Source organism: Pseudomonas fluorescens, assembly GCF_012974785.1.
GTDB lineage: Bacteria > Pseudomonadota > Gammaproteobacteria > Pseudomonadales > Pseudomonadaceae > Aquipseudomonas > Aquipseudomonas fluorescens_BT.
On sequence record NZ_CP027561.1, the window covers coordinates 5,102,168 to 5,129,164 of the forward strand.

The 26,997-nt window shown below is 56.1% G+C and carries 27 protein-coding genes and 1 tRNA gene; 16 read left to right on the plus strand and 12 right to left on the minus strand.

Annotated features, from left to right (window positions below; genetic code table 11):
* Positions 1 to 152: 152 nt before the first annotated feature.
* Positions 153 to 929, minus strand: coding sequence for a serine O-acetyltransferase (cysE, locus tag C6Y56_RS23120; protein WP_085699842.1), 777 nt, complete (start codon positions 927 to 929; stop codon positions 153 to 155).
* A 2-nt stretch (positions 930 to 931) separates the two neighbouring features.
* On the minus strand, positions 932 to 1,702 hold the full coding sequence (trmJ, locus tag C6Y56_RS23125) for a tRNA (cytosine(32)/uridine(32)-2'-O)-methyltransferase TrmJ (RefSeq protein WP_169431786.1): 771 nt from the start codon (positions 1,700 to 1,702) through the stop codon (positions 932 to 934).
* Positions 1,703 to 1,847: 145 nt separating this feature from the next.
* Between trmJ and suhB the strand changes: the two genes are divergently transcribed.
* Positions 1,848 to 2,666 (plus strand): type III secretion system regulator SuhB, encoded by an 819-nt coding sequence (suhB, locus tag C6Y56_RS23130; RefSeq protein WP_085709393.1) that lies wholly within the window; start codon positions 1,848 to 1,850, stop codon positions 2,664 to 2,666.
* Positions 2,667 to 2,762: 96 nt separating this feature from the next.
* Here the strand turns inward: suhB and C6Y56_RS23135 are convergent, their stop codons facing one another.
* From C6Y56_RS23135 to queA, 6 genes are all read right to left on the minus strand, one after another.
* The gene (locus C6Y56_RS23135) at positions 2,763 to 3,311 is read right to left on the minus strand and encodes a glycine zipper 2TM domain-containing protein (RefSeq protein ID WP_169431787.1); all 549 of its coding nucleotides are present in this window, start codon (positions 3,309 to 3,311) and stop codon (positions 2,763 to 2,765) included.
* Between the two features lie 121 nt (positions 3,312 to 3,432).
* Complete coding sequence (gene secF / locus C6Y56_RS23140; protein WP_169431788.1) at positions 3,433 to 4,347, minus strand: protein translocase subunit SecF; 915 nt, start codon at positions 4,345 to 4,347, stop codon at positions 3,433 to 3,435.
* Positions 4,348 to 4,356: 9 nt separating this feature from the next.
* Positions 4,357 to 6,225: a protein translocase subunit SecD gene (gene secD, locus C6Y56_RS23145; RefSeq protein ID WP_169431789.1), complete on the minus strand. Its 1,869-nt coding sequence runs from the start codon at positions 6,223 to 6,225 to the stop codon at positions 4,357 to 4,359.
* Positions 6,226 to 6,289: 64 nt separating this feature from the next.
* Positions 6,290 to 6,625, minus strand: coding sequence for a preprotein translocase subunit YajC (yajC, locus tag C6Y56_RS23150; protein WP_007956696.1), 336 nt, complete (start codon positions 6,623 to 6,625; stop codon positions 6,290 to 6,292).
* Positions 6,626 to 6,668: 43 nt separating this feature from the next.
* On the minus strand, positions 6,669 to 7,784 hold the full coding sequence (gene tgt, locus C6Y56_RS23155; protein WP_161794909.1) for a tRNA guanosine(34) transglycosylase Tgt: 1,116 nt from the start codon (positions 7,782 to 7,784) through the stop codon (positions 6,669 to 6,671).
* 14 nt (positions 7,785 to 7,798) lie between these two features.
* Entirely contained in the window at positions 7,799 to 8,848 is a 1,050-nt protein-coding gene (gene queA, locus C6Y56_RS23160; RefSeq protein WP_169431790.1) for a tRNA preQ1(34) S-adenosylmethionine ribosyltransferase-isomerase QueA, read from the minus strand.
* A gap of 108 nt (positions 8,849 to 8,956) precedes the next feature.
* Between queA and C6Y56_RS23165 the strand changes: the two genes are divergently transcribed.
* The 12 genes from C6Y56_RS23165 (at position 8,957) to C6Y56_RS23220 (ending at position 19,778) form a co-directional block, all read left to right on the plus strand.
* A tRNA-Leu gene (locus C6Y56_RS23165) sits at positions 8,957 to 9,041 on the plus strand.
* Positions 9,042 to 9,205: 164 nt separating this feature from the next.
* Entirely contained in the window at positions 9,206 to 10,447 is a 1,242-nt protein-coding gene (locus tag C6Y56_RS23170; RefSeq protein WP_169431791.1) for a tyrosine-type recombinase/integrase, read from the plus strand.
* Positions 10,448 to 10,726: 279 nt separating this feature from the next.
* A complete protein-coding gene (locus tag C6Y56_RS29290; RefSeq protein WP_234206557.1) occupies positions 10,727 to 11,566 on the plus strand; it encodes a hypothetical protein in 840 nt (279 codons plus the stop codon).
* 100 nt (positions 11,567 to 11,666) lie between these two features.
* Positions 11,667 to 11,948 (plus strand): helix-turn-helix transcriptional regulator, encoded by a 282-nt coding sequence (locus tag C6Y56_RS23180; RefSeq protein WP_169431792.1) that lies wholly within the window; start codon positions 11,667 to 11,669, stop codon positions 11,946 to 11,948.
* On the plus strand, positions 11,945 to 12,250 hold the full coding sequence (locus C6Y56_RS23185; protein WP_169431793.1) for a hypothetical protein: 306 nt from the start codon (positions 11,945 to 11,947) through the stop codon (positions 12,248 to 12,250). Before C6Y56_RS23180 ends, C6Y56_RS23185 begins: the two co-directional genes overlap by 4 nt.
* Positions 12,251 to 12,784: 534 nt before the next feature.
* Positions 12,785 to 13,069: a hypothetical protein gene (locus C6Y56_RS29295; RefSeq protein ID WP_085655303.1), complete on the plus strand. Its 285-nt coding sequence runs from the start codon at positions 12,785 to 12,787 to the stop codon at positions 13,067 to 13,069.
* Complete coding sequence (locus tag C6Y56_RS23195; protein ID WP_085655302.1) at positions 13,066 to 13,338, plus strand: DUF3077 domain-containing protein; 273 nt, start codon at positions 13,066 to 13,068, stop codon at positions 13,336 to 13,338. Before C6Y56_RS29295 ends, C6Y56_RS23195 begins: the two co-directional genes overlap by 4 nt.
* Positions 13,335 to 16,253, plus strand: coding sequence for a DUF927 domain-containing protein (locus tag C6Y56_RS23200; protein WP_169431795.1), 2,919 nt, complete (start codon positions 13,335 to 13,337; stop codon positions 16,251 to 16,253). The genes C6Y56_RS23195 and C6Y56_RS23200 overlap by 4 nt, the downstream gene beginning before the upstream one ends.
* A gap of 88 nt (positions 16,254 to 16,341) precedes the next feature.
* The gene (locus tag C6Y56_RS23205; RefSeq protein ID WP_249314337.1) at positions 16,342 to 17,205 is read left to right on the plus strand and encodes a hypothetical protein; all 864 of its coding nucleotides are present in this window, start codon (positions 16,342 to 16,344) and stop codon (positions 17,203 to 17,205) included.
* 54 nt (positions 17,206 to 17,259) lie between these two features.
* A complete protein-coding gene (locus C6Y56_RS23210; protein ID WP_169431796.1) occupies positions 17,260 to 17,448 on the plus strand; it encodes a hypothetical protein in 189 nt (62 codons plus the stop codon).
* A 62-nt stretch (positions 17,449 to 17,510) separates the two neighbouring features.
* A complete protein-coding gene (locus tag C6Y56_RS23215; RefSeq protein ID WP_169431797.1) occupies positions 17,511 to 17,876 on the plus strand; it encodes a histone-like nucleoid-structuring protein, MvaT/MvaU family in 366 nt (121 codons plus the stop codon).
* Between the two features lie 915 nt (positions 17,877 to 18,791).
* A complete protein-coding gene (locus C6Y56_RS23220) occupies positions 18,792 to 19,778 on the plus strand; it encodes a hypothetical protein (protein ID WP_169431798.1) in 987 nt (328 codons plus the stop codon).
* A 115-nt stretch (positions 19,779 to 19,893) separates the two neighbouring features.
* On the opposite strand, the gene C6Y56_RS23225 is transcribed toward C6Y56_RS23220, so the two are convergent.
* From C6Y56_RS23225 to C6Y56_RS29300, 4 genes are all read right to left on the minus strand, one after another.
* A complete protein-coding gene (locus tag C6Y56_RS23225; protein WP_169431799.1) occupies positions 19,894 to 20,763 on the minus strand; it encodes a hypothetical protein in 870 nt (289 codons plus the stop codon).
* A gap of 72 nt (positions 20,764 to 20,835) precedes the next feature.
* A complete protein-coding gene (locus C6Y56_RS23230) occupies positions 20,836 to 21,681 on the minus strand; it encodes a DUF4435 domain-containing protein (protein WP_169431800.1) in 846 nt (281 codons plus the stop codon).
* The gene (locus C6Y56_RS23235; RefSeq protein ID WP_169431801.1) at positions 21,678 to 22,991 is read right to left on the minus strand and encodes an AAA family ATPase; all 1,314 of its coding nucleotides are present in this window, start codon (positions 22,989 to 22,991) and stop codon (positions 21,678 to 21,680) included. The genes C6Y56_RS23230 and C6Y56_RS23235 overlap by 4 nt, the downstream gene beginning before the upstream one ends.
* Positions 22,992 to 23,810: 819 nt before the next feature.
* Complete coding sequence (locus C6Y56_RS29300) at positions 23,811 to 24,680, minus strand: TIR domain-containing protein (protein ID WP_169431802.1); 870 nt, start codon at positions 24,678 to 24,680, stop codon at positions 23,811 to 23,813.
* A gap of 247 nt (positions 24,681 to 24,927) precedes the next feature.
* Here C6Y56_RS29300 and C6Y56_RS23245 point away from each other — a divergent pair, with 247 nt between their 5' ends.
* The 3 genes from C6Y56_RS23245 to C6Y56_RS23255 all read left to right on the plus strand — a co-directional run bounded on the left by C6Y56_RS23245 (position 24,928) and on the right by C6Y56_RS23255 (position 26,934).
* Positions 24,928 to 25,257: a hypothetical protein gene (locus C6Y56_RS23245; protein WP_169431803.1), complete on the plus strand. Its 330-nt coding sequence runs from the start codon at positions 24,928 to 24,930 to the stop codon at positions 25,255 to 25,257.
* Positions 25,258 to 25,704: 447 nt separating this feature from the next.
* A complete protein-coding gene (locus C6Y56_RS23250; RefSeq protein ID WP_169431804.1) occupies positions 25,705 to 26,058 on the plus strand; it encodes a hypothetical protein in 354 nt (117 codons plus the stop codon).
* Positions 26,059 to 26,190: 132 nt separating this feature from the next.
* Positions 26,191 to 26,934: a hypothetical protein gene (locus tag C6Y56_RS23255; RefSeq protein WP_169431805.1), complete on the plus strand. Its 744-nt coding sequence runs from the start codon at positions 26,191 to 26,193 to the stop codon at positions 26,932 to 26,934.
* The last annotated feature ends 63 nt before the right edge of the window (positions 26,935 to 26,997 follow it).

The window sequence follows — 26,997 nt, forward strand, 5'->3', positions numbered from 1 at the left end:
GTTCGGAATGGACGGGAGTATGCAATTCCCGAGCATTTAAGTCAACTATAAGACCTAGTGCTTTAGTCGGGTTTACCCGCAAAAGAGCGCGCGAATGATAGCAGGGTCTGCGGCCTAATGGCACACCGGTCGGCAGCAGCCCTGCAGGGGCATCAGTGGAGCTTGGATTCGTCCTTGCCCTTGACGCAGGCGAAGTCTTCTTCACGCAGCTCGGGCAGGTCTTTCGCACAGTAATTACTGCCCAGATCCTTAAGCGCGCCGCACATTCCTTCCAGACGTCCGTCCACCGCTTGCAGGTGATCGAGCAACTGGCCAATGGCACGCGCCACCGGATCGGGCATGTCTTCGCTGACGCCGTAGGCATCGAAGCCGATCTTTTCGGCCATCGCCTTGCGCTTGGCGTCGACCTCATCATCGGACTTGACGATGATCCGGCCCGGGATCCCCACCACAGTGGCGCCCGGAGGCACTTCCTTGGTGACCACGGCGTTAGAACCGACCTTGGCGCCAGCGCCAACAGTGAACGGACCGAGCACCTTCGCGCCCGCCCCCACCACCACGCCATCGCCGAGCGTCGGGTGACGCTTGCCCTTGTTCCAGCTGGTACCCCCCAGGGTCACGCCCTGATAGATCGTCACGTCGTCGCCGATTTCAGCGGTTTCGCCGATCACGATACCCATGCCATGGTCGATGAAGAAGCGTCGACCGACCTTGGCACCCGGATGAATCTCGATTCCGGTCAGCCAGCGACCGAAGTTCGACACCAGCCGCGCCAGCCATTTCAGATCATTGCGCCAGAGCATGCCGGCCAGTCGATGAATCCAGATTGCATGCATGCCGGGGTAGCAGGTCAGGACTTCAAAAGCGTTACGCGCCGCCGGGTCTCGGTGGAATACGCTCTGGATATCTTCACGCAAACGCTCGAACATCATTAATCCTTCCGCTTAAGGAGCTCGCCACGGGCCGCTTTTTGGGTTTCCGTGAGGATGCCACGCAAAATATTCATTTCCGCTCGGCTGACCGAGCTGCGTCCGTACAACCGGCGCAGGCGCGCCATCAAGTGCCGAGGCTTTTCCGGATCGAGGAATTCGATCGCAACCAGCGTCTGTTCCAGGTGCTCATAGAAGCGCTCCAGCTCATCCATGGTCGCAAGCTCTGCGCTTTTCACGGAGGCCACTTCTTCCTTCTCGATCTTGGTCGGCTGTCCCTGTGCGGCCAGCCAGGCCATGCGCACTTCATAACTCAACACCTGCACCGCCGCCCCGAGGTTCAGCGAACTGAACTCAGGATCGGAGGGGATGTGCACGTGATAGTGACATCGCTGCAGCTCTTCATTGGTCAGCCCGGAATCTTCACGACCGAACACCAGCGCGATTTCCGCGCCCTGCCCGGCCTCCTCGACCACTTTGGTCCCGCACTCGCGCGGATCCAGCAATGGCCAGGGAATGCGCCGGTCACGGGCACTGGTGCCGAGCACCAGATTGCAACCGACCAGGGCGTCTTCCAAGGTGGCGACGACTTGCGCGTTTTCAAGGATGTCACCGGCACCGGAAGCACGGGCATCGGCTTCGTGATGCGGAAAGACTCGCGGATCAACCAGCACCAGACGCGACAGGCCCATGTTTTTCATGGCGCGCGCGGTCCCGCCGATGTTTCCCGGATGGCTGGTGTTGACCAGGACGACACGAATATTCTGCAGCACGGCGGGCGCTCTCGGACTCGGCAAAGGGGTGCAAATCTTACAGAACAGCCTACCGTTAAGCTATGAAAGCGAACAGCGACCTTCACCTGAAGAAAAGTTCTGATAGAATGCGCGGCTTTCTTTAACAACCTTAGGTGACACATCCATGCAGCCCATGCTGAATATCGCGCTGCGCGCCGCCCGCAGCGCCAGTGAACTGATCTTCCGCTCCATCGAGCGCCTGGATACCATCAAGGTCGACGAAAAAGACGCCAAGGATTATGTATCCGAGGTGGATCGCGCCGCCGAACAGAAAATCATCGACGCTCTGCGCAAGGCTTACCCGAATCACTCGATCATGGGTGAAGAGACCGGCATGCACGCCGGTAGCGGTATCGAAGGTGAAGAATACCTGTGGATCATTGATCCGCTGGACGGCACCACCAACTTCCTGCGCGGCATTCCTCACTTCGCTGTCAGCATTGCCTGCAAATACCGCGGTCGCCTGGAACACGCCGTTGTTCTGGATCCGGTTCGCCAGGAAGAATTCACCGCCAGCCGTGGTCGCGGCGCTCAACTGAACGGTCGCCGTCTGCGTGTCAGCGGTCGCACCAGCCTGGACGGCGCTCTGCTGGGTACCGGTTTCCCGTTCCGTGACGACCAGATGGACAACCTCGACAACTACCTGGGCATGTTCCGCGCCCTGGTTGGCCAGACTGCCGGCATCCGCCGCGCCGGTTCGGCGAGCCTGGATCTGGCTTACGTTGCTGCCGGTCGTTTCGATGCATTCTGGGAGTCGGGTCTGTCCGAGTGGGACATGGCGGCTGGCGCCCTGCTGATTCAGGAAGCTGGCGGCCTGGTGAGCGACTTCACCGGCGGTCACGACTTCCTTGAAAAAGGCCATGTCGTCGCCGGCAACACCAAATGCTTCAAGGCAGTTCTGACGGCGATCCAGCCGCACCTGCCAGCCTCGCTGAAGCGCTAAGCGTTTCGCGAAATCAAAAAACACCCTTCGGGGTGTTTTTTTTGTGGGCATGAAAAAGCACCCCGAAGGGTGCTTTTCTTATAAGCCTTCAGCCAGTTACTGGCCTGGCGCGTTCTGCGACAGGATCAGCTTGCCTTCCTTGTCGACCGGAATCTGGTTGCCCGGATCACGATCCATCCGCACCTTGCCTTCCTTGCCGTCCAGCGAATACCGGACGTCATAGCCCACGACCTTGTCGCTGATGTCATTCACCGTGTTACAGCGAGTCTGAGTCGTGGTGTAGGTATCACGCTCCTGCATACCCTCCTGAACCTTGTTACCGGCGTAACCACCACCGACCGCACCGGCCACCGTGGCAATCTTCTTGCCGGTGCCGCCGCCGATCTGGTTACCCAGCAGACCACCCGCCAGCGCACCGACCACGGTGCCCGCGATCTGGTGCTGATCTTTCACCGGCGCCTGCCGGGTCACCGTCACATCCTTGCACACTTCACGTGGAGTCTTGATTTGTGTCTTGACCGGCTCGACGGCCAATACCTGCGCATACTCAGGGCCGCTTTTCACCAGGCTGTAGGTGGCAACAGCGCCCCCGGCAGTCACACCGACAGCACCCAGTACCGCACCAACCAGCAACGACTTGTTCACATGAACCTCCTGACCATCACATGCGGGACGCGCCCGCGCTTCTCCCAGCCTTGGAGCAATAAAAAAGGCGCGAGTTCAACTCGCGCCTTTTTTTGACTGACAACCGGGGTAACGATGGCCGTTATGGACGGTCGTCGACTTCCTTCTCGGTATTGGCCGGCGGAATCAGGTCTTCCGAAGACAGGTTCAGCCAGATCAGCACCACGTTGGCGATGTAGATCGACGAGTAGGTACCCGCCAGAACACCGATGAACAGGGCGATGGAGAAGCCGAACAGGTTGTCGCCACCGAAGAACAGCAGCGCCGCGATCGCCAGCAAGGTGGAGATCGAAGTCGCCATGGTGCGCAGCAGGGTCTGAGTGGTCGAGATGTTGATGTTCTCGATCAGCGAAGCCTTGCGCAGCACGCGGAAGTTCTCACGCACCCGGTCGAACACGACGATGGTGTCGTTCAGCGAGTAACCGATGATCGCCAGCACCGCCGCCAGCACCGTCAGGTCGAAGGTGATCTGGAAGATCGACAGGATACCCACGGTCACGATCACGTCGTGAATCAGCGAAACGATGGCACCGACCGCGAATTTCCACTGAAAGCGGAAAGCCAGATAGATCAGGATACCGCCGAGCGCCAGCAGCATGCCGAGGCCGCCCTGGTCGCGCAGCTCTTCACCGACCTGCGGGCCGACGAACTCGACGCGCTTGACCGTCGCCGGGTTCTCACCGCCGACCTTCTGCAGCGCTTCCGCTACCTGATGGCCCAGCTGCGGGTCTTCACCCGGCATGCGCACCAGCAGGTCGGTGGTCGCACCGAAGTTCTGCACGACCGCTTCGTGATAACCGGCGGTAACCAGTTGCTCACGCACCTTGGTGACGTCGGCCGGACGCTCGTAGGTCAGCTCGATGAGCGTACCGCCGGTGAAGTCCAGGCCCCAGTTCATGCCCTTGTGGAACACGCTGAACAAGGCCAGCACGGTAAGGAACAATGTGACGCCGAACGCGAAGTTGCGAACGCCCATGAAGTTGATTGTACGTAACATGGCAGCCCCTTAAATCCACAACTTCTTGAAGTCACGACCGCCGAAGATCAGGTTGACCATCGCGCGGGTCACCATGATGGCCGTGAACATCGAGGTAAAGATCCCGAGGGACATGGTCACTGCGAAACCCTTCACCGGGCCGGTGCCCATGGCGAAGAGGATGCCGCCGACCAGCAAGGTGGTCAGGTTGGCGTCGAGAATCGCAGTGAATGCCCGGCCGAAGCCTTCGTTGATTGCACGCTGCACAGTCATGCCGGCGGCGATCTCTTCGCGGATCCGCGAGAAGATCAGCACGTTGGCGTCGACCGCCATACCCATGGTCAACACGATACCGGCGATACCTGGCAGGGTCAGGGTTGCACCCAGCAGCGACATCAACGCCAGCAGCAGCACCATGTTCACCGCCAATGCGACAGTGGCGATCAGACCGAAGAAGCGGTAGATGGCGATGATGAACAGCGAGACAAACAGCATGCCCCACAGCGATGCATCGATACCCTTGGTGATGTTGTCCGCACCCAGGCTCGGGCCGATGGTACGTTCTTCAGCGAAGTACATCGGAGCCGCCAGACCACCGGCACGCAGCAGCAGCGCCAGCTCGGACGACTCGCCCTGGCCGTTCAGGCCGGTGATACGGAATTGCGCACCCAGCGGCGACTGAATGGTCGCCAGGCTGATGATTTTCTTCTCTTCCTTGAAGGTCTGCACGGCAACGTCTTTCTCGACGCCGTCGACCATCTGCTTGACGTAGGTGGTCACCGGACGCTGCTCGATGAAGATCACCGCCATGCTGCGACCGACGTTGCTGCGGGTCGCACGACTCATCAGCTCGCCACCGTGGCCATCCAGACGGATGTTCACTTCAGGCGTGCCGTGCTCGCCGAAACCGGCCTTGGCGTCAGTCACCTGGTCACCGGTGATGATCAGGCCACGCTCGATCTGGGCAGGAGGACGCTTGCCTTCGCGGAATTCGAAGGTTTCGGAAGTGGCTTTTGAAGCGCCCGGCTCTGCAGCCAGACGGAACTCCAGGTTGGCCGTCTTGCCGAGGATACGCTTGGCTTCGGCAGTGTCCTGCACGCCCGGCAGCTCAACCACGATACGGTTGGCGCCCTGACGCTGGACGATCGGCTCGGCAACACCCAGCTCGTTGACGCGGTTACGTACCGTGGTCAAGTTCTGCTTGATGGAATATTCACGGATTTCCGCCAGCTTGGCCGGGGTCATCGCCAGACGCAGCACCGGTTGCCCGTTGAGGTCAGCCGGAACAATGTCGAAATCGTTGAAGTTCTTGCGGATCAGCACGCGGGCCTGTTCGCGGGAGTCAGCATCGCTGAAGCCCAGCTGAATGGCACCATTGAGCTGCGGCAGGCTGCGATAGCGCAGTTTCTCTTTGCGCAGCAGGCTCTTGACGTCGCCTTCGTAGACTTTCAGGCGTGCGTCGAGGGCTTTGTCCATGTCCACTTCCAGCAGGAAGTGCACACCACCGGACAAGTCCAGACCCAGCTTCATCGGGTGCGCGCCCAGGCTGCGCAGCCATTGCGGAGTGGTCTGTGCCAGGTTCAGCGCGACGACGTAGTCATCACCCAATGCCTTGCGTACAACGTCTTTGGCCGGCAACTGGTCTTCAGCCTTGGTCAGACGGATCAGACCGCCCTTGCCGTTCGCTGCCAGACTCGAAGCCTTGACGTTGATCCCGGACTCCTTGAGCGCGGTGCTCACGCGGTCCAGGTCGGCCTGGTTGACCTGCAGGGCCGTGCTGGCGCCGCTGATCTGGATGGCCGGGTCATCGGGGTACAGATTGGGAGCGGAATAAATCAGACCGATCGCCAGCACCGCCAGGATCAGAATGTATTTCCACAGAGGATATTTGTTCAGCATCACGCCGCCCGTTATGAACGCGGGGCGCCTTGCGCGCCCCGTCGATTGAGTAGAAGTTGGAACCTTAGATCGCTTTCAGCGTGCCTTTTGGCAGCGTGGCGGCGATGGCGCCCTTCTGGAACTTCATTTCCACGGTGTCGGAAACTTCCAGAACCACGAAGTCATCGGCCACTTTGGTGATCTTGCCGGCGATGCCGCCGGTGGTGACCACTTCGTCGCCCTTCTGCAGGCTGCTCAGCAGGTTCTTCTGCTCTTTGGCGCGCTTGGCCTGTGGACGCCAGATCATCAGGTAGAAGATGACCAGGAAGCCGACCAGGAAAATCCACTCGAAGCCGCCGCCCATAGGCGCTGCAGCCGGTGCAGCCGCGTCAGCCATGGCATTAGAGATAAAAAAGCTCATTTAGCACTCCAGTTGCAAATGTTGAATCTTGGGGTCAGAAAACTCAGTCCAAAGGCGGAACGGGGAGCCCGCGTTTGGCGTAGAAGGCATCGACAAAGGCGGCCAATGTACCCTGTTGAATAGCCTCGCGCAAACCAGCCATCAGCACCTGATAATGGCGCAAGTTATGGATGGTATTGAGCATGCTTCCCAGCATTTCGCCGCACTTGTCCAGGTGATGCAGATAGGCGCGGGAGAAGTTCTGGCAGGTATAGCAATCGCAGGTCGGATCCAGCGGCGAATCATCATGGCGATGGAACGCGTTACGGATCTTCAGCACGCCTGTATCAATGAACAGATGCCCGTTGCGGGCATTACGGGTTGGCATCACGCAATCGAACATGTCCACACCGCGGCGCACACCCTCAACCAGATCTTCCGGTTTGCCAACGCCCATAAGGTAACGAGGTTTGTCAGCCGGCATCATGCCCGGCAGGTAATCGAGCACCTTGATCATTTCGTGCTTCGGCTCGCCCACCGACAGACCGCCGATGGCCAGGCCATCGAAACCGATCTTGTCCAGACCTTCCAGCGAGCGCATGCGCAGGTCCTGGTGCATGCCACCCTGAACGATGCCGAACAGCGCCGCCGTGTTGTCGCCATGGGCATTCTTCGAACGCTGAGCCCAGCGCAGCGACAGCTCCATGGACACGCGGGCAACGTCTTCGTCAGCCGGGTACGGCGTGCATTCGTCGAAGATCATCACAATGTCGGAACCCAGATCGCGCTGGACCTGCATCGATTCTTCCGGGCCCATGAACACTTTCGAGCCGTCGACCGGGGAGGCGAAGGTCACGCCCTCCTCCTTGATCTTGCGCATGGCGCCGAGGCTGAACACCTGGAAACCGCCGGAGTCGGTCAGGATCGGGCCTTTCCACTGCATGAAATCGTGCAGGTCGCCGTGCTCCTTGATCACTTCGGTACCCGGGCGCAGCCACAGGTGGAAGGTGTTGCCCAGAATGATCTCCGCGCCGGTGGCGACGATGTCACGCGGCAACATGCCCTTGACCGTGCCGTAGGTGCCCACCGGCATGAAGGCCGGGGTCTCGACGGTGCCACGGGGGAAAGTCAGACGACCACGACGAGCCTTGCCATCGGTGGCAAGCAACTCGAAAGACATACGACAGGTGCGACTCATACGGATTCCTCTGGGCCGCGGGGGGCGGGATTACGGGTGATGAACATCGCATCACCGTAGCTGAAAAAGCGGTAACCGTTGTCCACGGCAGCTTTATAGGCGGCCATGGTTTCCGGGTAACCGGCAAACGCCGAAACCAGCATCAACAGCGTGGATTCGGGCAAATGGAAATTGGTCACCAGGGCATCGACCACGTGGAACGGCCGGCCCGGGTAGATAAAGATATCGGTATCGCCGCTGAAAGGTTTGAGCACGCCATCGCGGGCGGCGCTTTCCAGCGAACGCACGCTGGTGGTGCCGACAGCGATGACTCGACCGCCGCGCTCACGGCAAGCGGCGACGGCATCAACCACGTCCTGACCGACTTCCAGCCACTCGCTGTGCATGTGGTGATCTTCGATCTTCTCGACGCGCACCGGCTGGAACGTGCCAGCGCCGACGTGCAACGTGACGAACGCAGTCTCGACGCCCTTGGCGGCGATCGCTTCCATCAGCGTCTGGTCGAAGTGCAGCCCGGCGGTCGGTGCAGCCACCGCGCCCAGCTTCTCGGCGTAAACCGTCTGATAACGCTCGCGATCCGAACCCTCGTCCGGGCGGTCTATATAAGGAGGCAACGGCATGTGCCCGACACGGTCGAGCAACGGCAGCACTTCCTCGGAGAAGCCCAGCTCGAACAGCGCATCGTGACGCGCCAGCATCTCGGCTTCGCCACCACCGTCGATCAGGATCTTCGAACCCGGTTTCGGCGACTTGCTGGAACGCACATGGGCCAGCACGCGGTGCGTATCGAGCACCCGCTCGATGAGGATTTCCAGCTTGCCGCCGGAGGCTTTCTGCCCGAACAGCCGCGCCGGAATCACCCGGGTATTGTTGAACACCATCAGATCGCCCGGGCGCAAATGCTCAAGCAGATCAGTGAATTGACGGTGTGCCAGGGCGCCGCTGACCCCATCCAGGGTCAACAGGCGACTACCGCGACGCTCGGCCAGAGGGTGGCGGGCGATCAGCGAATCAGGAAGCTCGAAGGTAAAGTCAGCAACGCGCATGATGGGGTTCGTCTAGCAGGGCCGGAAAGTCTAGCGGAAATATCGAAAATTGACCATGAAACGTGATTGACCAACGGTAGGCACCTCTCTATACTTCGCCGCCATTGAGCCCTGATGGCGGAATTGGTAGACGCGGCGGATTCAAAATCCGTTTTCGAAAGGAGTGGGAGTTCGAGTCTCCCTCGGGGCACCACATAGCAGTTTCTGAGAGTCTCTACCAGCCTCTCAGACCCAGAGAAACCGGCCACTTGGCCGGTTTTTTTGTGCCTGTCTGTTTATCCCTGTCTCCCCTTATCCGTTGTATCCCTGTATCCCTGCTTGTATCCTGAGAAAAATACCGAACTTTGGGATACAAGGATGAAGCGCGCAGACATCAAGCGCCGCCCTCTCGCTGATACGACACTTGCGGGATTGGAGTCGGAATTAAAGGAATACCGAGAGCTGGACGGAAACGGCCTCTACTTCAGGGTAAAACCTGATGGTGGTAAATCCTGGCAGCTCCGCTACAAACGTCCGGCGGGCAATTGGGCTTGGATGGGGCTGGGGGGTTACCCAGAAGTAAGCGGTGCGTTGGCACGGGATAAAGCTGCTGAACTGCGCAAGGTCGTGAGTAGCGGGGCCGATCCTCTCGAACAAAAACGCTCTGCCAAAGCGGCAATTGATGCTGCCAAGACTCGTACCTTCCGAGCGGCTGCTGAAGCTTGGCTCAAGGCCAAGGAAGAAAAGGGACTCGCTCCTTCCACCCTTAACAAAATCCGCACTTATCTCGACAAAGACATACTCCCGGCGCTGGGAGACAAACCCTTGGATGAAATCACCCGTACTGACTGTGCGGAGCTCCAAGCATCACTTGAAGCCCGAGACGCACACAACGTGGCGGAAAAGTGCCGCACGTGGATCAATCAGATATTCGGACGAGCCATCGGCTTAGGCCTCACGGAAAACGATCCTGGCAGTCGCCTCCGAGATATTGCAGCTCAAGCCCCAAAGACTCAGCAGCATCCTCATTTGCTGGAGCCAGAGTTGGCAGAGTTCCTCCAAGCACTCAAAAACACCCCCAGCAGGCTGACGGCCCGAACTGCTGCATGGCTCTGCATCTGGACCGCATCCAGACCGGGCATGGTCCGATTAGCTGAATGGAAAGAGTTTGACCTGGATAAAGCGATATGGACGACGCCTGCTGCCAAGATGAAGATGCGCCGAGACTTTGTGTGTCCACTCCCTAAGCAAGCGCTCTCCGCTCTCAAAGAACTTCATTGCCTCACAGGTCGTAGTCGCTGGCTGTTCCCTGGGGTGGGCGCAAAGAACCCAACGATTAGCGAAAACACCATCAACAAGGTGTTCGCGACAGTCGGTTACAAGGGGCGATTGGTTGGTCATGGTACTCGTCACACCGCCAGCACTATGCTCAGGGAACACGGCTGGCCGAAAGAGCACGTCGAAGCGCAGCTTGCTCACAAAGAAGAGGGAATATCGGGGGTCTACAACAAGGCTCAATACCTTGAGCATCGAGTGAAGATGATGCAGTGGTATGCAGATCACCTTGATGCGTTAGCAAGCGAAAAGGTAATCAAGGGACAATTTGGAAAAGTGGTATGAATGCACTTATCCATACCACCTTCAAAATCCGTGTTACAGGTGTAACTCGTGTAACGATGCCGGCCAAACGCCCGGATTCATTGACTTTCAATCCCGATACACTCTTGCACGACCTTCGGTACATGCGATGTAACGCATGCCGTTCGTGTAACACAAGAATAAGCCCTTCGCATGCTGCGGGCCAAATTTCTCCAAGCTGGGCCAGAGCGCAAATATCGCTGGAAACGCATCCAACTCGCAGGGCGAGGGATAGAGCGTTACACGTAGAGAACCTTGGGCATGATTGAAACTCATCCAATTTTGCACACGGCGCTAACCGCCGGCCTACTTCAATATCTCTCCGGTCAACCGCTCTATGAGCTCTGCAATGAACAGATCACTGATCTATGCGAGCTAATCAATCAATGCTGCGTACGCATCCAGAACGGCGACATCAGCAGCGATATGAGCAGCATGTGCATACAGACAACGATGCATGAAGAGGCCATTTTTCAGTACGCCTCAACCGACAAAAAAAATCGTCTTGCACATTGGGTTCGCCAATACAGCAGCTGCCCTTCAGCTTCGGAGCGCGATGCATATGCAGCCTACGTCATGGCCTGCGCAGTAAAAGCGCTAAGCGCATTAGCTGACTGGATGCGCTCTACGGAAGACGAGGCATGGTCACATGTTGCTGAACCTCCCACGGACTGTCCGTGGGATATTTATTGTCTCGTCGTAGAGGGACAGGTCGATCCCATTGAACGCATTCAGGCACTAGAACAATACGTGCTGTTTCTGGAGCCCATAACAACCCTACCCTGCTTGATCAGTGACGAACTGACCCCTACTGCTTACAGAGCAATCAAGAACGCTATACGCACTAAGGGCGGCATCATCAGCGGAATGGAGCGTAATGAAGAAATCAGCGCACGGGATACAGCAATCATTAGGCAAGGTCGCCACTACGTGACGAGCGGAATGCCACGAAGAAACGTGACCACGGCGGTACATGCTTGGCTGGAGCGGGAGGTTTCCAAACCGCCCAAGCAGCGCGCGGAGTGGCTGACGCTGGAAACCGAAAAAGCGCTGACCCGCAAAAGCGTAGAGGCCATACTCAAGCGCAACTTTGTGCTGTGAACAAAGGTTCACCGAAATTTCAATTGGAAGTGAACTGCTTCCCGCAGACGATTTTCTAGACCATTGCTCTCGTTGTCCAAATCAATCGAGAGCAATACCTATGAACACCTCTGTTACCGATTTTCCCCGCAAGACTCCCGTCAACGCCACCTCACTTTTTGATGCCACTTCAACTTTGATCCGCATGCGGGAGGTGGAAGGCATTGTGGGGATGAAGCGTTCGACCATCTACAAACTGATGCAGCGCACCGACTGCGGCTTTCCGCAGCCCGTCAAGCTGAGCAACAGCAACGCACGCGGCGCCCCTGTCGCCTGGGTCCTTTCCGAAGTTCAAGCGTGGGCGCGCAGCCGCATCGAGGCACGCGATCAGGTGGCTGCATGAGCCACAAGACTGCAGACAACGCTTTGATGCATCCCTTTTCCGTGTTGCGTCGGATTGGTTTCTCGACTCGCGTCATGCAGCGCCTTGAACGCTACCGCAGCCAGCAGGACAAGCAAGGTCGCGTTGTCAGCGTGCTCAGCTGGGCCGACGGCACCTGGTGCGCCCTCTCCCTTCACTGCGAAAAGACCGGGGCCGTGGTCGTCGACGAAGGCCAGCAGGTCGACGCCTACGAAGATGCCCGCTCCATGCTCAGCGGCGGATTCCTGCCCCTTCTCTCCCTGCGCTGGGAAGCCCATGCCTGAAACAAAAACGCCTCCGGGGGCGATCCGGAGGCGTTGAGGTCAATCTACATGCCCGAACAATTTATGCCGCACCTGAAAAATCCGCAAGCCATCAGCGCAGTTGCTATTTCGAAACACGGACGTTACTCTCTGGCCGTCGCTGCAAATTCAGCGACCGGGCGTGGAAACCCGTTTGAAAACTTGGCGCACAGGCGCCCCCATTACGATTGCAGGCGTCTTTTTTTACGCCTGCGATTTCGAGTTATGGCGGCTGTGTGTGGGCAGGCTTCGGCCTGGCCGGGTTCCAAGTTTCCCGGTATTTCCACCCCACGCACAGCTGCCACCCAATCCCGTGGAAAGGATCGTGGCAGTTCCATAGTCAAAACTTGGAGCGCCACCTATGCACGCCCTCAATCCGTCCAAAATTCGCGCCGCTGCACACCGTGCAATGGCTCTCGCCGCTTTACACGCCAACTCCAGCCTCGCCACACGCCTCTCCCGCTACAACGCTCACATGGCCAAAGCCCGCGCACTCGAAACCGCAGGCGGTGCCCAATGAACAACGCCCTGAGTTTTGCCCTGCCCGAAGATCTGCTCTGCGTGAATCCAACCGCCGAAGCCGGCGTACCTATCGATGCCATCACCTGCGCCATTGACCGTGCTGACTCGGTGCTGACGCTGCTGGAGGATCACTTCGAAAACGAATCCTCACGCCTTGCCAATCACGTCATTGCAGCCGTCCTCTGGGACGTGCGCGGCACCCTCGGCCTGATCAAAACACTGGCTATGCACGGTGACAACACTTCGGCCCCTGCGGTGCAAAAAGGCGGTGCGCTATGAGCATTTCCACCACACCAGGCCACGCTACCTTTTCTCGCGTTAATGCCACCGACCTGAAGCTGTTTCGAGTGAATGCCGGTGTACCCGTCGAAGACGCGCTGGAGATGGTGTCGTTGCTGCAACATCACGCGAACCAGCTCAACTTCGACGCGGCCATGAGTGACCACGGCGAGCGTTTCAGTTGGCCCGCCCTGTACCTGGGCGAGATGGCGAAAGCGCTGATCGACGACATCAACGACGCGCTGTTTCTGCCGAGGGCTGACACATGAGCCAACGCACGAACAGCACCGCGAAACGTCCAAGCTTTGCCGACGTGAAAGCCGCCGCACTGAAAGACATTGAACGTGTCCTGTCGCATTGGCTGCCCAACGGCAAGCGTGTGGACGGCGGCAAGGAATACACAGCCCCGAATCCTACCCGCAGCGACAAGCGCGCCGGTTCGCTCAAGGTCAATTTGAGCAAGGGCACCTGGGCCGACTTCGCCACCGGCGACAAAGGCGGCGACCTGATTGATCTGGTGCGCAATCTGGACGGCGGCACCGACGTCGAAGCGTGCAACAAGTTGGCAGATTGGCTAAACGTTGCGCCCGGCGCCGCAAAGATCACGGCCGCCTCGACTAAGCCCAAGGCGCCGACATGGAACGCCATCCAGCCGATCCCGACCGAGGCCATGAACAAGTGCCCGGCCAAGCACCGTGATCACGGCGTACCGTCGAAGGTGTGGATCTATCGCGATGCACAGGGTCAGCCACTCATGGCGCTGTATCGCTTCGACCTCGGCCCGGATGAGGGCGGCAAGCCGAAGAAGGTCTTTGCGCCCCTGACGTGGTGTCAGCGCACCGATAGCCAAACCCAGCAATGGCGCTGGCAAGGTCTGCCGGATCCGCGCCCGCTGCTGCGCCTTGATGAACTGGCCCAGCGCGCTGACGCACCGGTGATTCTGTGCGAAGGCGAGAAAGCGGCCGATGCCGCCGCCGAGCTGTTGCCGACCTACGTGGCCACCTGCTGGCCGAACGGCTCCAACTCCTGGCACAAAGCTGACCTGACGCCGCTCAAGGGGCGCGACGTTTTGTTGTGGCCGGACAACGATGACAGCGGTAAAGCCTGCATGGCCACCGTCGCCGAGAAGCTCCGCGAAATCGGCGCCGCCTCGGTCCGATTCATTGCGCTGGAGGTGTTCAAACGCAAGCCGACGCTGAAAAGCGACCGCGCCGCGTTTGCCAAGGGTGGTCAATGGGATGACGGCGACGATGCCGCCGATGCGCTCGCCAAAGGCTGGACCGCCAGCCACTTCGCCGAACTGGAATGCAGCGGCGAACTGTTCGGTGTGATCGAAGAAAAACGGGTGATTGCCCAGGTGGAACCCACGCCGGAACCAGAGCCGGAAGCGAAACCCAAGGCAGCAGCCAAGCGCCCGGCAAAATCGAAAAATGACCTGATGCCCGGTGGCTTTCGCCTGACGCCCGATGGTGTGTTTTATGCCGGCGACGACGGCGAAGCACGCCCGGTGTGTTCGCCGCTGGCAATCCTTGCGCGTACCCGTGACGAGAAGGGCCACAACTGGGGTTTGCTGGTCGAGTTCGACGACCCCGACGGCACCAAGAAACGCTGGAACATCCCGGCGCGCACGATGACCGGTGACTTCGGTAAAGATGTACTCGGCCCTTTGGTAGACATGGGGTTGCGTCTTGCCGGCAGTCGTTCGGGGCGCAACGCACGCAACGATTTGCAGAGCTACCTGGGCGGCTTCGACAGTGCTCAACGTGCGCGACTGGTCACCCGTTTGGGCTGGCATGACAACGCCTTTCTGTTGCCAGAGCAGCAGGTCGGCATGCACGCGGAACACCTGCACTTCTACGAGGCCGGCGCGCAACTTCCGCCGATCAGCGAAGCGGGCACGTTGGAACAGTGGCAACAGCAGATCGGCGCGCTGTGCATCGGCAACCATCGCTTGGCGTTTGTCGTCGGCGTGGCTTTTGCCGGCCCCTTGCTGCACATGCTCGGCCACGAATCGGGCGGCTTTCACCTGTACGGCGACAGCTCCGGTGGCAAAACCACGCACCTGCAAGTTGCCGCCTCGATCTACGGCGGACCGCGTCTGGTGCGTTCGTGGCGCTCGACCGACAACGCTCTGGAGTCTATCGCCGCCGCGCATTCCGACGGGCTTCTGGTGCTCGATGAAATCGGCATGTGTGATGCCCGGATCATCGGCGAGACGGTGTACATGCTCGGCAACGGCACCGGCAAGGCCCGCGCCAATGATCGAGGCCAAGCGGGCAGACAGGTGCAGGAATGGCGCTTGCTGTTCCTCTCTACCGGCGAGAAGACCTTGGCCCAGCACATGGCCGAAGCCAATAAGGAACTGAAAGCCGGCATGGAGGTGCGCATGCTCGCCGTCCCGGCCGATGCCAGCAAAGGCCTTGGCATGTTCGACACACTCAACGGGTTTGAGGACGCCGCAGCTCTGTCCGACGCGCTCAAGGCGCGGGTGGCGAACTACTACGGCACACCGATCACCGCGTTTCTCACCGCCCTGTGCGAACCGGGCAAGCGCCACGGCTGGGCGGCAATCCTACGCCGCACGCTGGAAGGCTTTATAGCCAAAGCGCTCCCAGCCTCTGCCAGTGGACAGGCACACCGTGCTGCGGCGCGCTTCGGTCTCGCGGCGGCCGCTGGCGAGCTGGCCACCGCGATGGGCATTACCGGCTGGCCGGACGGCACGGCCACCACGGCCGCTCGGGTGTGCTTGAACGCATGGCTGAACGAGCGTGGCGGCGCCGGAAACTTCGAAGGCGATGCGATTTTGGCGCGGCTGCGCCAGGTCATCGAGCGCTTCGGTGAAAGCCGTTTCACTCGCTGGGAATCGGCGGCGGCGAAGATCGACGAACACGGCCCACGCACTATCGACCGTCTCGGCTTTCGCAAGACGCTGGAGCATGGCATGGGCGACACCATGCACACCACCAACACCTATTACGTGCTGACCGAGGCGTGGCGCTCGGAGATCTTCCGCGGCATGAACCTAACGGCGGTGAACAAGGAGCTACTGCAGCGCGGTGTGCTGGAACCGAGCAGCGACGGTAAGGCGTCGAGTTTGGTGCGTCTGCCCGGCCTGGGCCAGCAGCGCTGCTACATCGTGAAAGTGATTCCGGGAACGGATGACGGCGAGGCACGGGCTGCCTGAGGGCAACTCTGCTGATCGAGGTAACGCCGGCTCATTCCCGGCCTCGCCAGCCGAATCACTCAAATCAAACTCATCAAGGACAACGAACATGACAATGAATGAATTGAAACAGCAACTCGCCGAATTGATTGCCGAGAAAGAAGCAATTGAAAACAGTCTTCCCATCTTGCACGCGGAATGGAGCAATGCGCCTAACAACTACAGTCCAATCGGCAACATGATCGGAAGCCCTGAGAGAAGTGCCGCCATGGATCGTTACTCCAGTGCCGAATGTCGCCTGAGGGCAATTCCATCCTCGATCAGCCGTATCGAGGAAAAGATGGCTTACTTGGAGCGCATTGAACACGTCGAAGAAATCAGGGCAAAGTCGATCCAGACCATGTCCGAAGCTGCCGCTGAAATCGAAGCGCTGAAGCAGACACAATCGCACCTGACCCAACGCCTTCAGACCATTCAGTCGGACGCGCAGCAATCGCTGGAGAAAGCACAGCAGGCAGAACGAGATGCTGCAAGCCTGTATGCGCGTAGCCTTGCGAGTGGTGATAGCGACGGAGAGAAATCCGCCAACAGCGAAATGCAGAAGGCAGCCAAACAACTCGCCGCCACCGATGAGCATGTCAGAAGACAGGAACTCATCATAGAGGCCTTGCAGGCTGAGCTCGACTCCCTTGAAACGCAAATCGCAACTGCACAGCAGCGGGAGAACGATGCAAAAGAATCGGCCCTGAGCGCTGTAAAGCTGACTCTGGAAGAACAGTGGAACTCCGCTGCGGAACACTTGGTAGCCCTGGGCGCGCGGATACTCGCGGCGGACTACGCCCGAGGGTACTCGGGATATGGTTTCTCCAAGCTCGATGTACCTCAATTCGGTCCTTTCCATTCGGATCTTCGTCACTCAGACCTAGTCACCGCAGCCCGCTCCATCAGCGCAGAGGATCTGCTGGCAGCTTGAACCCGAAGCAGCCCGCTCACGCGGGCTGTTTAGAACCCCATCAGGACAAAGATCATGATCACTCCAATACTGAGCAGCGCGAACTGGACCGACACCTTGAAGGCACGCAAAAACCACCTGACCGCGCTGATGAAAATCGTGGACATCAAAACGGGCAAGGTCTCGAATGTTCAGACACTGACGGTCAACTTGATCAAGAACGAAATGAGCTACATCGAAGACCAGTTGAAGGGGCGCAAGTGAGCTGAACTCCGTGCTGTAATACACTTCAGATAGATATCGCTAAAACACAACAAGGAATTCACATGTCCAAACTCGCCGAATACCGCCAGCTTGAGAAACACCTCGCCGAACAGCTTCACGCTTTGGAAGCACTGAAGAGCGATGGCGCGTTGAAAAAAGAGATCGAGTTCGAAACCAAGCTACGCGAGCTGCTCGATCAGTACGGTTTCAGCCTCAAGCACATCATCAACCTGCTGGATCCGCAGAGCACGAAACGCGCTTCAACACCAGCGGCGACACCTGGCAAACGCAAGCCTCGCGAGCTGAAGGCCTACAAAAATCCGCATACCGGTGAAGTGGTTGAAACCAAAGGCGGTAACCACAAGACGCTCAAAGAGTGGAAAACCAAGCACGGTTCCGACGAGGTTGAAAGCTGGGTTCGCAAATAACGCAGCTTGAATAAAAGGCCTCTAAGAGGCCTTTTTTTGTTGATGACATCCTTCGCGCCTGCGACTTCACCCTCAAAGAATCACTACCATCAGCAAAAGGAGTCTACGTTGTGGACACAATGAGCAGACGTTAGATTGGTGACCTGTTGTCTCGGCGCCTTCCACAATGCCCCATCACCTGCTCGATAAATGCCGACCGTAGCTTGTCTATCGAAGTGATCGGCCCCGACCAGCGACAATTTCACGATTGCGCACATTGAACGCTCCAGGTACCACGGCGAAGCGGGAATTAACCGCCTGCTCCGCGAGATCCTCGAAAAGATGATCATCTCTCGCCGGTCTACAAATCTGGAATAACACTAGGTACCTTGCCCTACGCCCTCGACTGCTTCCCTATAGCTCGGTGCAGCCTTCCGCGAAGTATTGCTCAGCCCTCCCAACCTGGTAGAAAAGAGCTGCCCCTAGCTGTCCTCCACGATTTTTTCTTAACGACCGCTTCTGCCCACTAGCGCCGCTCACGGACGTCTGCTTTCGGCCAGAAGCGGACATTCCCAAGCGACCGCATACGGCCAAAAGCGGTCAGTCACAAAACGGCTGAATCGCATCGGGTACCCGATTTGCGCGTGGTCCTGAATCCTGAACGGGGTAGCGTCTGAGTCAGCACGGAGAAGGTTGGTAGAAGCACTACACTAAACAGTGTGGCGCCTTAGAAATTGCGATAACGGCCAGGCTTCGGAGCCTTTCGTGCCATCAAAGCGAGAGGCCGATGGGAAGCTATGCTCAATCGATCACTTAAAAAGCTGACGACCCTATATTGTCAGCGGCAGCTATCTACCCACATCTGGCGATCATTATCTGCTGACTGTTTTATGTCAGCTGTGCTTCAGCCTCACTCCGCCTAATCTAGGAACGCAAATGAAATGGAAGAGCAGGAATCTAAGAGAACTTGCCCACATTGTCTGTGGCGACTCTGAGCACTTTCGGTATCGTTCAAGCAGTTACATCACTGAGTTCTTTCAAGATTGTGACTTAGATTACACCCACGACGGTTCAACCCGCTGGGCTTGGGTTGCAAGCAGATTGGAGGAGGTGTTGGCTCTCCCGCATGCCAGTCCTTCGGTTCCACCTGATGCTTTCATTCGGATCATCCGTGCAACTCTCGACAAAGGCGACGCGCAGGAGGGCGATCCGGATAGAAGCAGAGCTCTTGCCGCGCTTAACGCTGTGCTGGTGCGCGAAGGTTGGGAAGCGTTCTTCGACGAGCACGGCCTCGGCCAGTTGCGCCACAATGCCACGAACACTATTGCGCAGATGGCGAACCCGCATCGACCGCTTACACCAGCGGAGATGGAACGTCGAGAGCTACTCACGACATACCTCGACAAGTGCTCTGAAGATGAGCTGATCGAGGAGGTGCTACTGCCGTTATTCCGTCAGCTTGGGTTTCATCGCGTAACCGTAACGGGTCACAAAGATAAGGCGTTGGAATATGGCAAGGACGTGTGGATGAAATACACACTGCCGACTCTCCATGTCCTCTACTTCGGTATCCAAGCAAAAAAGGGCAAGCTAGATTCAGCGGGAGTAGGAAGACCCGGTTCATCGAATGTCGCCGAGATTCACAATCAGGTGAACATGATGCTTGGCCACGAGATTTTCGATTCGGAACTGAATCGACGAGTCTTGGTTGACCACGCATTCATCGTCGCGGGCGGCGAGATAACAAAACAGGCAAGAAACTGGATAGGCAACAAGCTAGATGCCACGAAGCGCTCTCAGATCATGTTTATGGACAGAGACGACATACTCAATCTTTTCATTGTTACGAATCTGCCATTACCAAAGAGCGCTTTGCCTCTCCCGAAAGTTACAGCCACCTTCGACGATGACATACCGTTCTGAACCGCAGCTTTTTCATAACCGTAAACATTAGAAGCGAAGCCATTGAATTGTCTTCGCTTTTTTACGTAGCCTATTCACGCTCTTTCTTTACGCCGAGTCGGTCTTAAACGTAGGTTTAGTTAGAAACTTGCACAGGCTTGCCGTCGACTATCCTGTAGTTCCTTTCAATGATTCTTATCGGGTGCGACGTGAAACTTTCTATCGTTGTGATCTGAGTGATGTCCGATAGGTCTCCAATATTTAGCTCTAACGCACCTCGATCATTTAGAGCCTCAGGTTCAGCGCCAAAGCATAGTCTGTACTCTCGTTGCCAAGCATACTCAACGGGTTTGCGAAACAATCCTATCGGGCCGCTGTAGTCGCGGAAATCTACGTAATCGACCTGGCCGTAGCCACCTTTAAAGAAGGGAGAATTATAAAGGAGAGGGTGGGTCGCGATGGCTTGTGAAAGCCTTTTAGAAAACTCTGCATGGTTCGTAATACGAAGGACATGGGTACCAAACTCTCGGAAACGCTCACTAAATTGCAGCATTCCGTTGTCGAGTCCCCAAATCTGACCGTCATGTCCGGCTGATACAGAACCCAGGCAGTACAACATAACGGTTTCAGGTCGGGGTAAATTCAGGGTCATGATTGTCTCAGGGTTCAATACGATTTCGTCGTGACCTTCAACCTGAAGTGCGAGCTCTCTGACTACCCCATCCCTCATGCCAGAGCTGAGCTTAAGGTACACATTTTCAAGCTCGTCCCTTCGAAGTGCAGCGCCGGCCTCACCTTCAAGCTTCGCGAAATAGTCGACGCTATTCATGTAAAGTAGACCACGCTGCAGCGCCTTTAGTCGATCTAGATTAGCCACCTTGAACAGCATCCAACATTGCTTGTTAGGCATGCGATCAGGTATCGCTTGCATCTGCACTTCACCAGATACCATCTTGCCCCCTATCTGTGCAATCACAGCTTCTAGCTGCGTTTGAATATTTGTCAACGATTAGTGCATTCCATGTCCCCTGTGTCAATTCGCCATAAGGTCAGCATGCATAAAAATAACAATAGAACATCAGTTGAGAGCTTCCCGGTAGGGGTATGGTAAGTTTCTTTGTAAATGCCAAAGCATTGACTGCTGGTGGATTGTTGTAGTTTTATATTGTTGCGAAGTTAAAGATTGACGTAAAACCGGCTCTATTAAAGAGGCGTGCGCTTTGAAAGGCCCGAGAACTGAAATCAGACCGCCGCATAATATATCTATAGCGTCGTGCCCTCTGACGTAATGCCAGGGATTAGTTTCAGGAAGATTAGAAATCTCTCTCTTAAGCTCGTCAATGCTTGATGACACACCTAGCTGCACAGCCTTCTCGTACAATCTGTCCTTATCATAGGACCAGTCGTTTTTAAAAAACTGAACTGGTTTAAGTGATTTCAAACAGACTCGATTACCTCTGCTGTTTACAGCTCGCACTTTACCAAATTCTAGCGCCCTGGATAAAATCGCATCAATAACGGGCCCCTCTCGCCTCTCAAACTGAGCTATCGCATTACTATTTCCAAACTCACTTAGAACGCAATCTACGCAATTAGCCCTAAGCAAAATCCCTTCCAGATCCCTGGGCTCAGTTGAGACAACGTTAGGAGGTGCCTCATAGCCATTCAACCAGTCATAATCATTATCAACCACTCCTAGAACTGGCAGGGGCTTAAGGTTATTGCTAGCAGCAATCCTTTTTATGGTTTCGATAACCTTGTACTTTCCCATCGAGTCAATAAGTGTTATTTCATCAATTAGTCTCGGTTTGAAAAACTTTATATCTGTGACCCCCTCAAGTAACCAAAAAATAGCATTGGGATCCGCAGCCAAAGTCATTTGGATTTCTGAAATTATATCTCCAACATCTCTAGATACGATCATTCCCCATGAACTCCATCATCAAGACTTACCATCAAGTCGTACTTCTCCCCCACTATGAATGGAGAATGAGTGGCAACAACGGATTCAAATCCTACAATATTTGATATATACAGAAGGTCCTCAATAAAGCTTTTTTGCCATCCAACATGCAGTGATATCTCGGGCTCGTCGATCAATAACAATGTATTCGACGGGGTTTTAAATAAAAGTTCATAGGTGATAACTAATTCGTGCTGCTCACCGGAAGATAGAGCATCCATTGGAATGATGTCGCCAAACGAATCAATTATCGACAGCCCGGTCTCTTTGCTCAGTTCTAATTTTTTATGCTTGAATTTTGTGTTTAGCAGCTTTAATAGTGCAGTGCAACGGATTGCTAACTCATTGAATGCATCTAACTTTGCTTCGCTATCTTGCACAAACAGACTAATCGCTTCAAGCTTTGGATTTGATAGAGACTCAACATCGGAAGGGAAGGTCTGCGCACCGTGTGTCGCTAACAATCCAATTTTACTTAGTTGCACCTGGCGTTTTTCAAGCTTCAATAATCGTTCCTTGACAATATCAGGGCCGTAGAAGCTATTGGAGTTTAAGATCAACCTGTGGGGGAAATTTTGATCCAGCTCCTGAGCTCTTCTGGCATACTCTGCGTTAACCGTTTTGATCTGCTTCAACATATCCGCCGCACATTCCAGCACGGTAAAATCTGCCAATTGATCTTTCGAGCGCTGACTGAGGCGATGGGTATCAATCAACTTAACATTGAGACCCTTCCTGATTTTTTCAAAATAACCAGAATAGGTTTTCTTTTTTTTGCCCTTTCCGGGAAAATAATCTTGCACCACTTCCATTGCGTCAACATATTTGCCTGTTCTAGTATCGCGCCACAGCCCGTGCTGAACTTTAACCATCCATGTTTGCGAGGCCGTAATAGTCTCAGCAAAATTTGCCATCTCCGGATCAATAGCAAAAACAGTCTCTATGTGTGTGTTGGGGTCTTTAAAAAATGAAAGCTCTAGAGGTCCATTAAGCATGTCGCTTTTAGAAGGAGTTCTCTCGATTCTTGTAGCTCTAGATATAGATATCTTGGCGCCATCACTAAGACCGATATTTATTGTTCTAAAAGGAATCTTTGATAAGGCGTCTATGTTCCATCCAAACAAATAATCCAAGCACTTCAGAACAGCTGTCTTTCCTACACCATTGGCTCCATGAATTATCGTAAGACCTTCTTCTGTTAGATTTATACGATGGTTATACAAGCCATAAAGCCTCGAGATAAAAATCTCTCGAATCCGCGTGTTCTGCATATGACACCCTCCCTGTCAAGATTTCATACCCTCACACTACAGGAATCGCCCATAGATTCGTAGACGTATGCGAGCGGCCGGTTTTGGCCGAAAGCGGCCCGTTACGACTGCTGACTGATCGCTGGCAGAGCGGCCAAACTGATGATTACAGCCCGTTAATCGCATCTCTTGGGCAGAGTGGGAGTGGGGAAGTACCTGGTCTCCTGCGCATGGACATGACCTCCTCCGTCCCTCTTTCAAGCATCGGAGCGTTACACCAGATGGCAGAGTTACACGCCTAAAGGTTTGTGTACGAAGCCGATGTAACATCAATAATGTTCAATAAATACAGCCACTTACCAACAATCGTTACACCAGTTACACGAGTTACATCGCATTTTTGAGGGGTACAGCCCCCCACACCCCGTAAGCATCAATCCCACCAGCGAACGTCAGGTGTATCTCCCGCAGTGTGCTGGGGCCCCTGAGGTTTTCTTCGAGACACGGGGTCGGAAACCCGCCGGACCTTGGTAGCGGGAGAACTCCCAGCTTAGTGAACAGGTGAACCCGGTGAACTGCCTGTTCAACAGTGCATCTGCACTACAAAACAATCGATCCAAGGACATCATTACCGGTACGGTAACGATGTCCTTTTTTCTTCAAGATCCTTTCAATTCAACGTTGAAATTTCAGTAAGCTCCAGCATCTCCCGCTACCACAGTCCCGCGGGTTTCCGACCCCGTATCATCTAAATATCCTCAGGGTCCCCGGCAGCTTTCGGCACGGAGGCCCGATGCGTCGGCCTCACTCTTCACTTGCGGGAGGCACCTAGCAGATGCCTCAAGACCGCATAACCTTGTTCCAGTCAATTTCGTGTCCAGCTTCTTGAAGTTCACGGCCAAGGGCTTGCTTCCAATCACCGTCCAGTGATTCATAGACTACACCTGCGTAATCGCTCGGTATTTCCAAGGCTCCTCGCTTGAGTGCACAAACCTTCCCTCGTCCAAGACGACCGATGAAATACCCAAGTTCCAAGATTACGTTTTGGCGAGCCCGCGGTTCAGGCATCCCACCTTTCACACATCCTTCATCATCAGGAGTGAGTAATACGACGGCGAACCCTACATCCCCGTGAGCTTCGACCTTCTCAATAACCGTCCGGCCTCCGTTAGCCTGCTCGTGCAAGATCACAGCTTCGAATCCTACTTTCTCAAGGAAGCGAGCCACCATCTCGCGTGAGCCATCGTCATGACCATGAACGACAAACACACGTCTTGATAACTCTTCCATCACTTCCCCTTCATCCAGATTTTTCTCATGTTCATGCTGAAAGTCGGCCAGGTCTTCAGCTAATGTTCTTTGGCCTTGCCGAAGAAGCTCGATAGCCCTTTTGATGTTTTTCTCAAGGCGCCCAACATAATCTGTCGGTACCCCGTTAGCCCGAAAGCGCGGATAGAACGCAAGAACCGCTGCAGACTGCAAATCATTGTAGGTAGAAGTGTTCTCACCAAAGCACCGTACAAGAGTGTCTTTGATTCTGACCTCCAGCCCCCTTACCTCTGGTGTAAGGCCGTGACGCACGGAGGTCAGATCGAATGCTTCGAGTTCGGAAACACGATCTCGTAGCCTCTCGATGTTTCGATTGATATCCTGCTGCTGGATTTGAAGCTTGGAAGCGGAAGGTTCTGGTGGGGGTTGAACTCGGGCCATCGATGACGTGCTCCATTGTGAGATGCAGAACACTATCCCATATTGGAAAATGTGCCAGCACTCACCACCGTGTATCCCTCCATGTATCCCAAGCTTTATAATCGACCTGCAAGCCACGAATCTTATGGATGTATCGAGTCTCCCTCGGGCACCAAAATTAAAAAAGGTCTTGCTTAGCAAGGCCTTTTTTTTCGTCTGTCGGAAAGTGCCGCTGACCATCCGGCGAGATCTCACACAGGTTCACACCATGGAAACGTCACTGGAAACCGTCGCCCTGTTCTCCCTCAAACTCGCCTACGAAGAAGAAGGCCTGAGCCCGATTCTGCGGGATGACATGGTCATGGGCGACTATCAGAAAGACGTTTTCGAATTGTTGGTGCGCCGAGGTGATGTCGAGACGATCCAGTTCAAGATGAACGAGTGCCTGGCGCTGGCGATGGGTGCGCTGGGTGGCGTCGAGAAACCGATGGGGCGGGAACTGTACAAGTTGTCGACCGACTTCAGTCAGGCGCAGTCGCTGGATCAGCTGGATCAGCCGCTCCTCGCGCTCAAGGGGTATTTGAAGGACGTTCTGTAATCAGACGTGCGATCTGAAGAAACAGCCCCTCGGACTACTTGCGCACCTTTACCACTTGAATGTCGATGGGGAACCCGCCTGCTCCTTCCTGCTTCTTCCATCCCACGTATTGAAAAATCGCGTCACGATCGATGGTGTCTCCCCTCTCCACCATGGCTCCGCCCAGCACCGCGACCTCTCTATAGATTGCGCAGTTGCCCTAATCGGGATGGGCGGTGTAGATCACCTAGGATTTGACGTATCGCACGGCTCGGCAATGTCTGCCGCCACGCCAGTCGACCTTGATCATCAATGTCTTCGGATGCGCTTCGCCAGAAATGCCAGGCATGTGTAGTCCATTGCGCAGCTGAAGAAAGTGGCGCGACGCTACTATTTTGCTATCTTGCCATCCACTGCCGGGCGGGGCGCAAAGAACCTGACCGGTACTGACTCAAATGGAAGGATTCGATGGACTTTGCGTTTTGTCTTTTAGCCTGGGCGGCCATGTGGGTGTGGGTCGTCCAGCGGCGTGGTAGCTGGAACCTGTTTCTCGCCAACCTGCTGGGCGCTGCCAGCGGTCTGGTGGTGGGACTGGTGGTCTCGGAGTTTTACATCGGCCTGTTCGGGTCGACCCGGCCACACGTATCCGGGCTGACGGGTACATTGCTGGAAATGATGACAACCGCCGCGGCTCTGATCGGCGTGTGGATGCTGGTCGCGCGACGCTCGCAAGTCGAGCCCGTCATTGCGCGGCAGCTTCTGGCAGGCCTTTGCGGCACGGTGGCCGGCATCACAGCCCTGGCGTTTTTTGCACTCAAGTGATTTTTATCGACACTGGGTATGAAGGTTCTCGTGGCACCAGAAATCTATTTTGATATCTTGCCGTCCACCGTCAGGACTCATTCTCCACGACGCACTGTTTTCAGGTTTTTGCAGGTTTAAGGAAAGGATCGAATGGAGTTTCTGCGTTTTCTGGCATTTGTCGCAGCCTGGGGTTTCATGTGGCGCTGGGTGGTGAAAAACCGCGGCAGCTGGAATCTGTTTTACGGCAACCTGGTCGGTGCAGCGGGCGGCTTTATTGTGGCGCTGGTGGTGTTGTCGATCACTTTTTCACTGTTCCCTTCGGCGCATCGCTACGAAGCGGCGCAGACTGAAAACGTGGTGGCGCAGGACGCCGAGCCGACGTCGTTGCTGCCGGAAGCCGAGTCGGCTGCAAGCCCCGCTGCGCTGAAAGACGCGCCAGTGTTTGCCGCTATCGAGCCGGACGACAAACCCTCTCCACCAGATTCGGCATTGCTGCCGAACTACGCCAGTCGGGCGCCGAAGACGATGTCGGTGCAAACCGTGATTGACCAGAGTGACGACCAGGGACGCAAGGCCCTGACAGCCCTGAGCAAAAAACTGCGCAACGACGCGCAGGGCGACAAGTCGATGCTCGCGTATGTCATGTGCAGCCCGTTCGTGACCAGTACCTTGCGCTTCCCCGCTTCTGCGCGGTTTGCCGATAGCAAGAGCCTCGCCCCGCAACGATTCAAGGAACAGGTCTACACCTTCAGCAACACCGTCACCGCGCGGAACATGAATGGCGACGACGTCACTTACCGTTTCGACTGCTCCGTGCAAGAACAACCAAGGGTCGACACGACGCCTGCCGAATGGCGCCTGTTGGCGCTGAAGCTGCAAAAGGTGGACTCTTAAGCCTCGCTTAAGGGTTGAAAGCACAGGCTGAGCTATTATCGCCAGCCTGTGCGACCTGAGTTT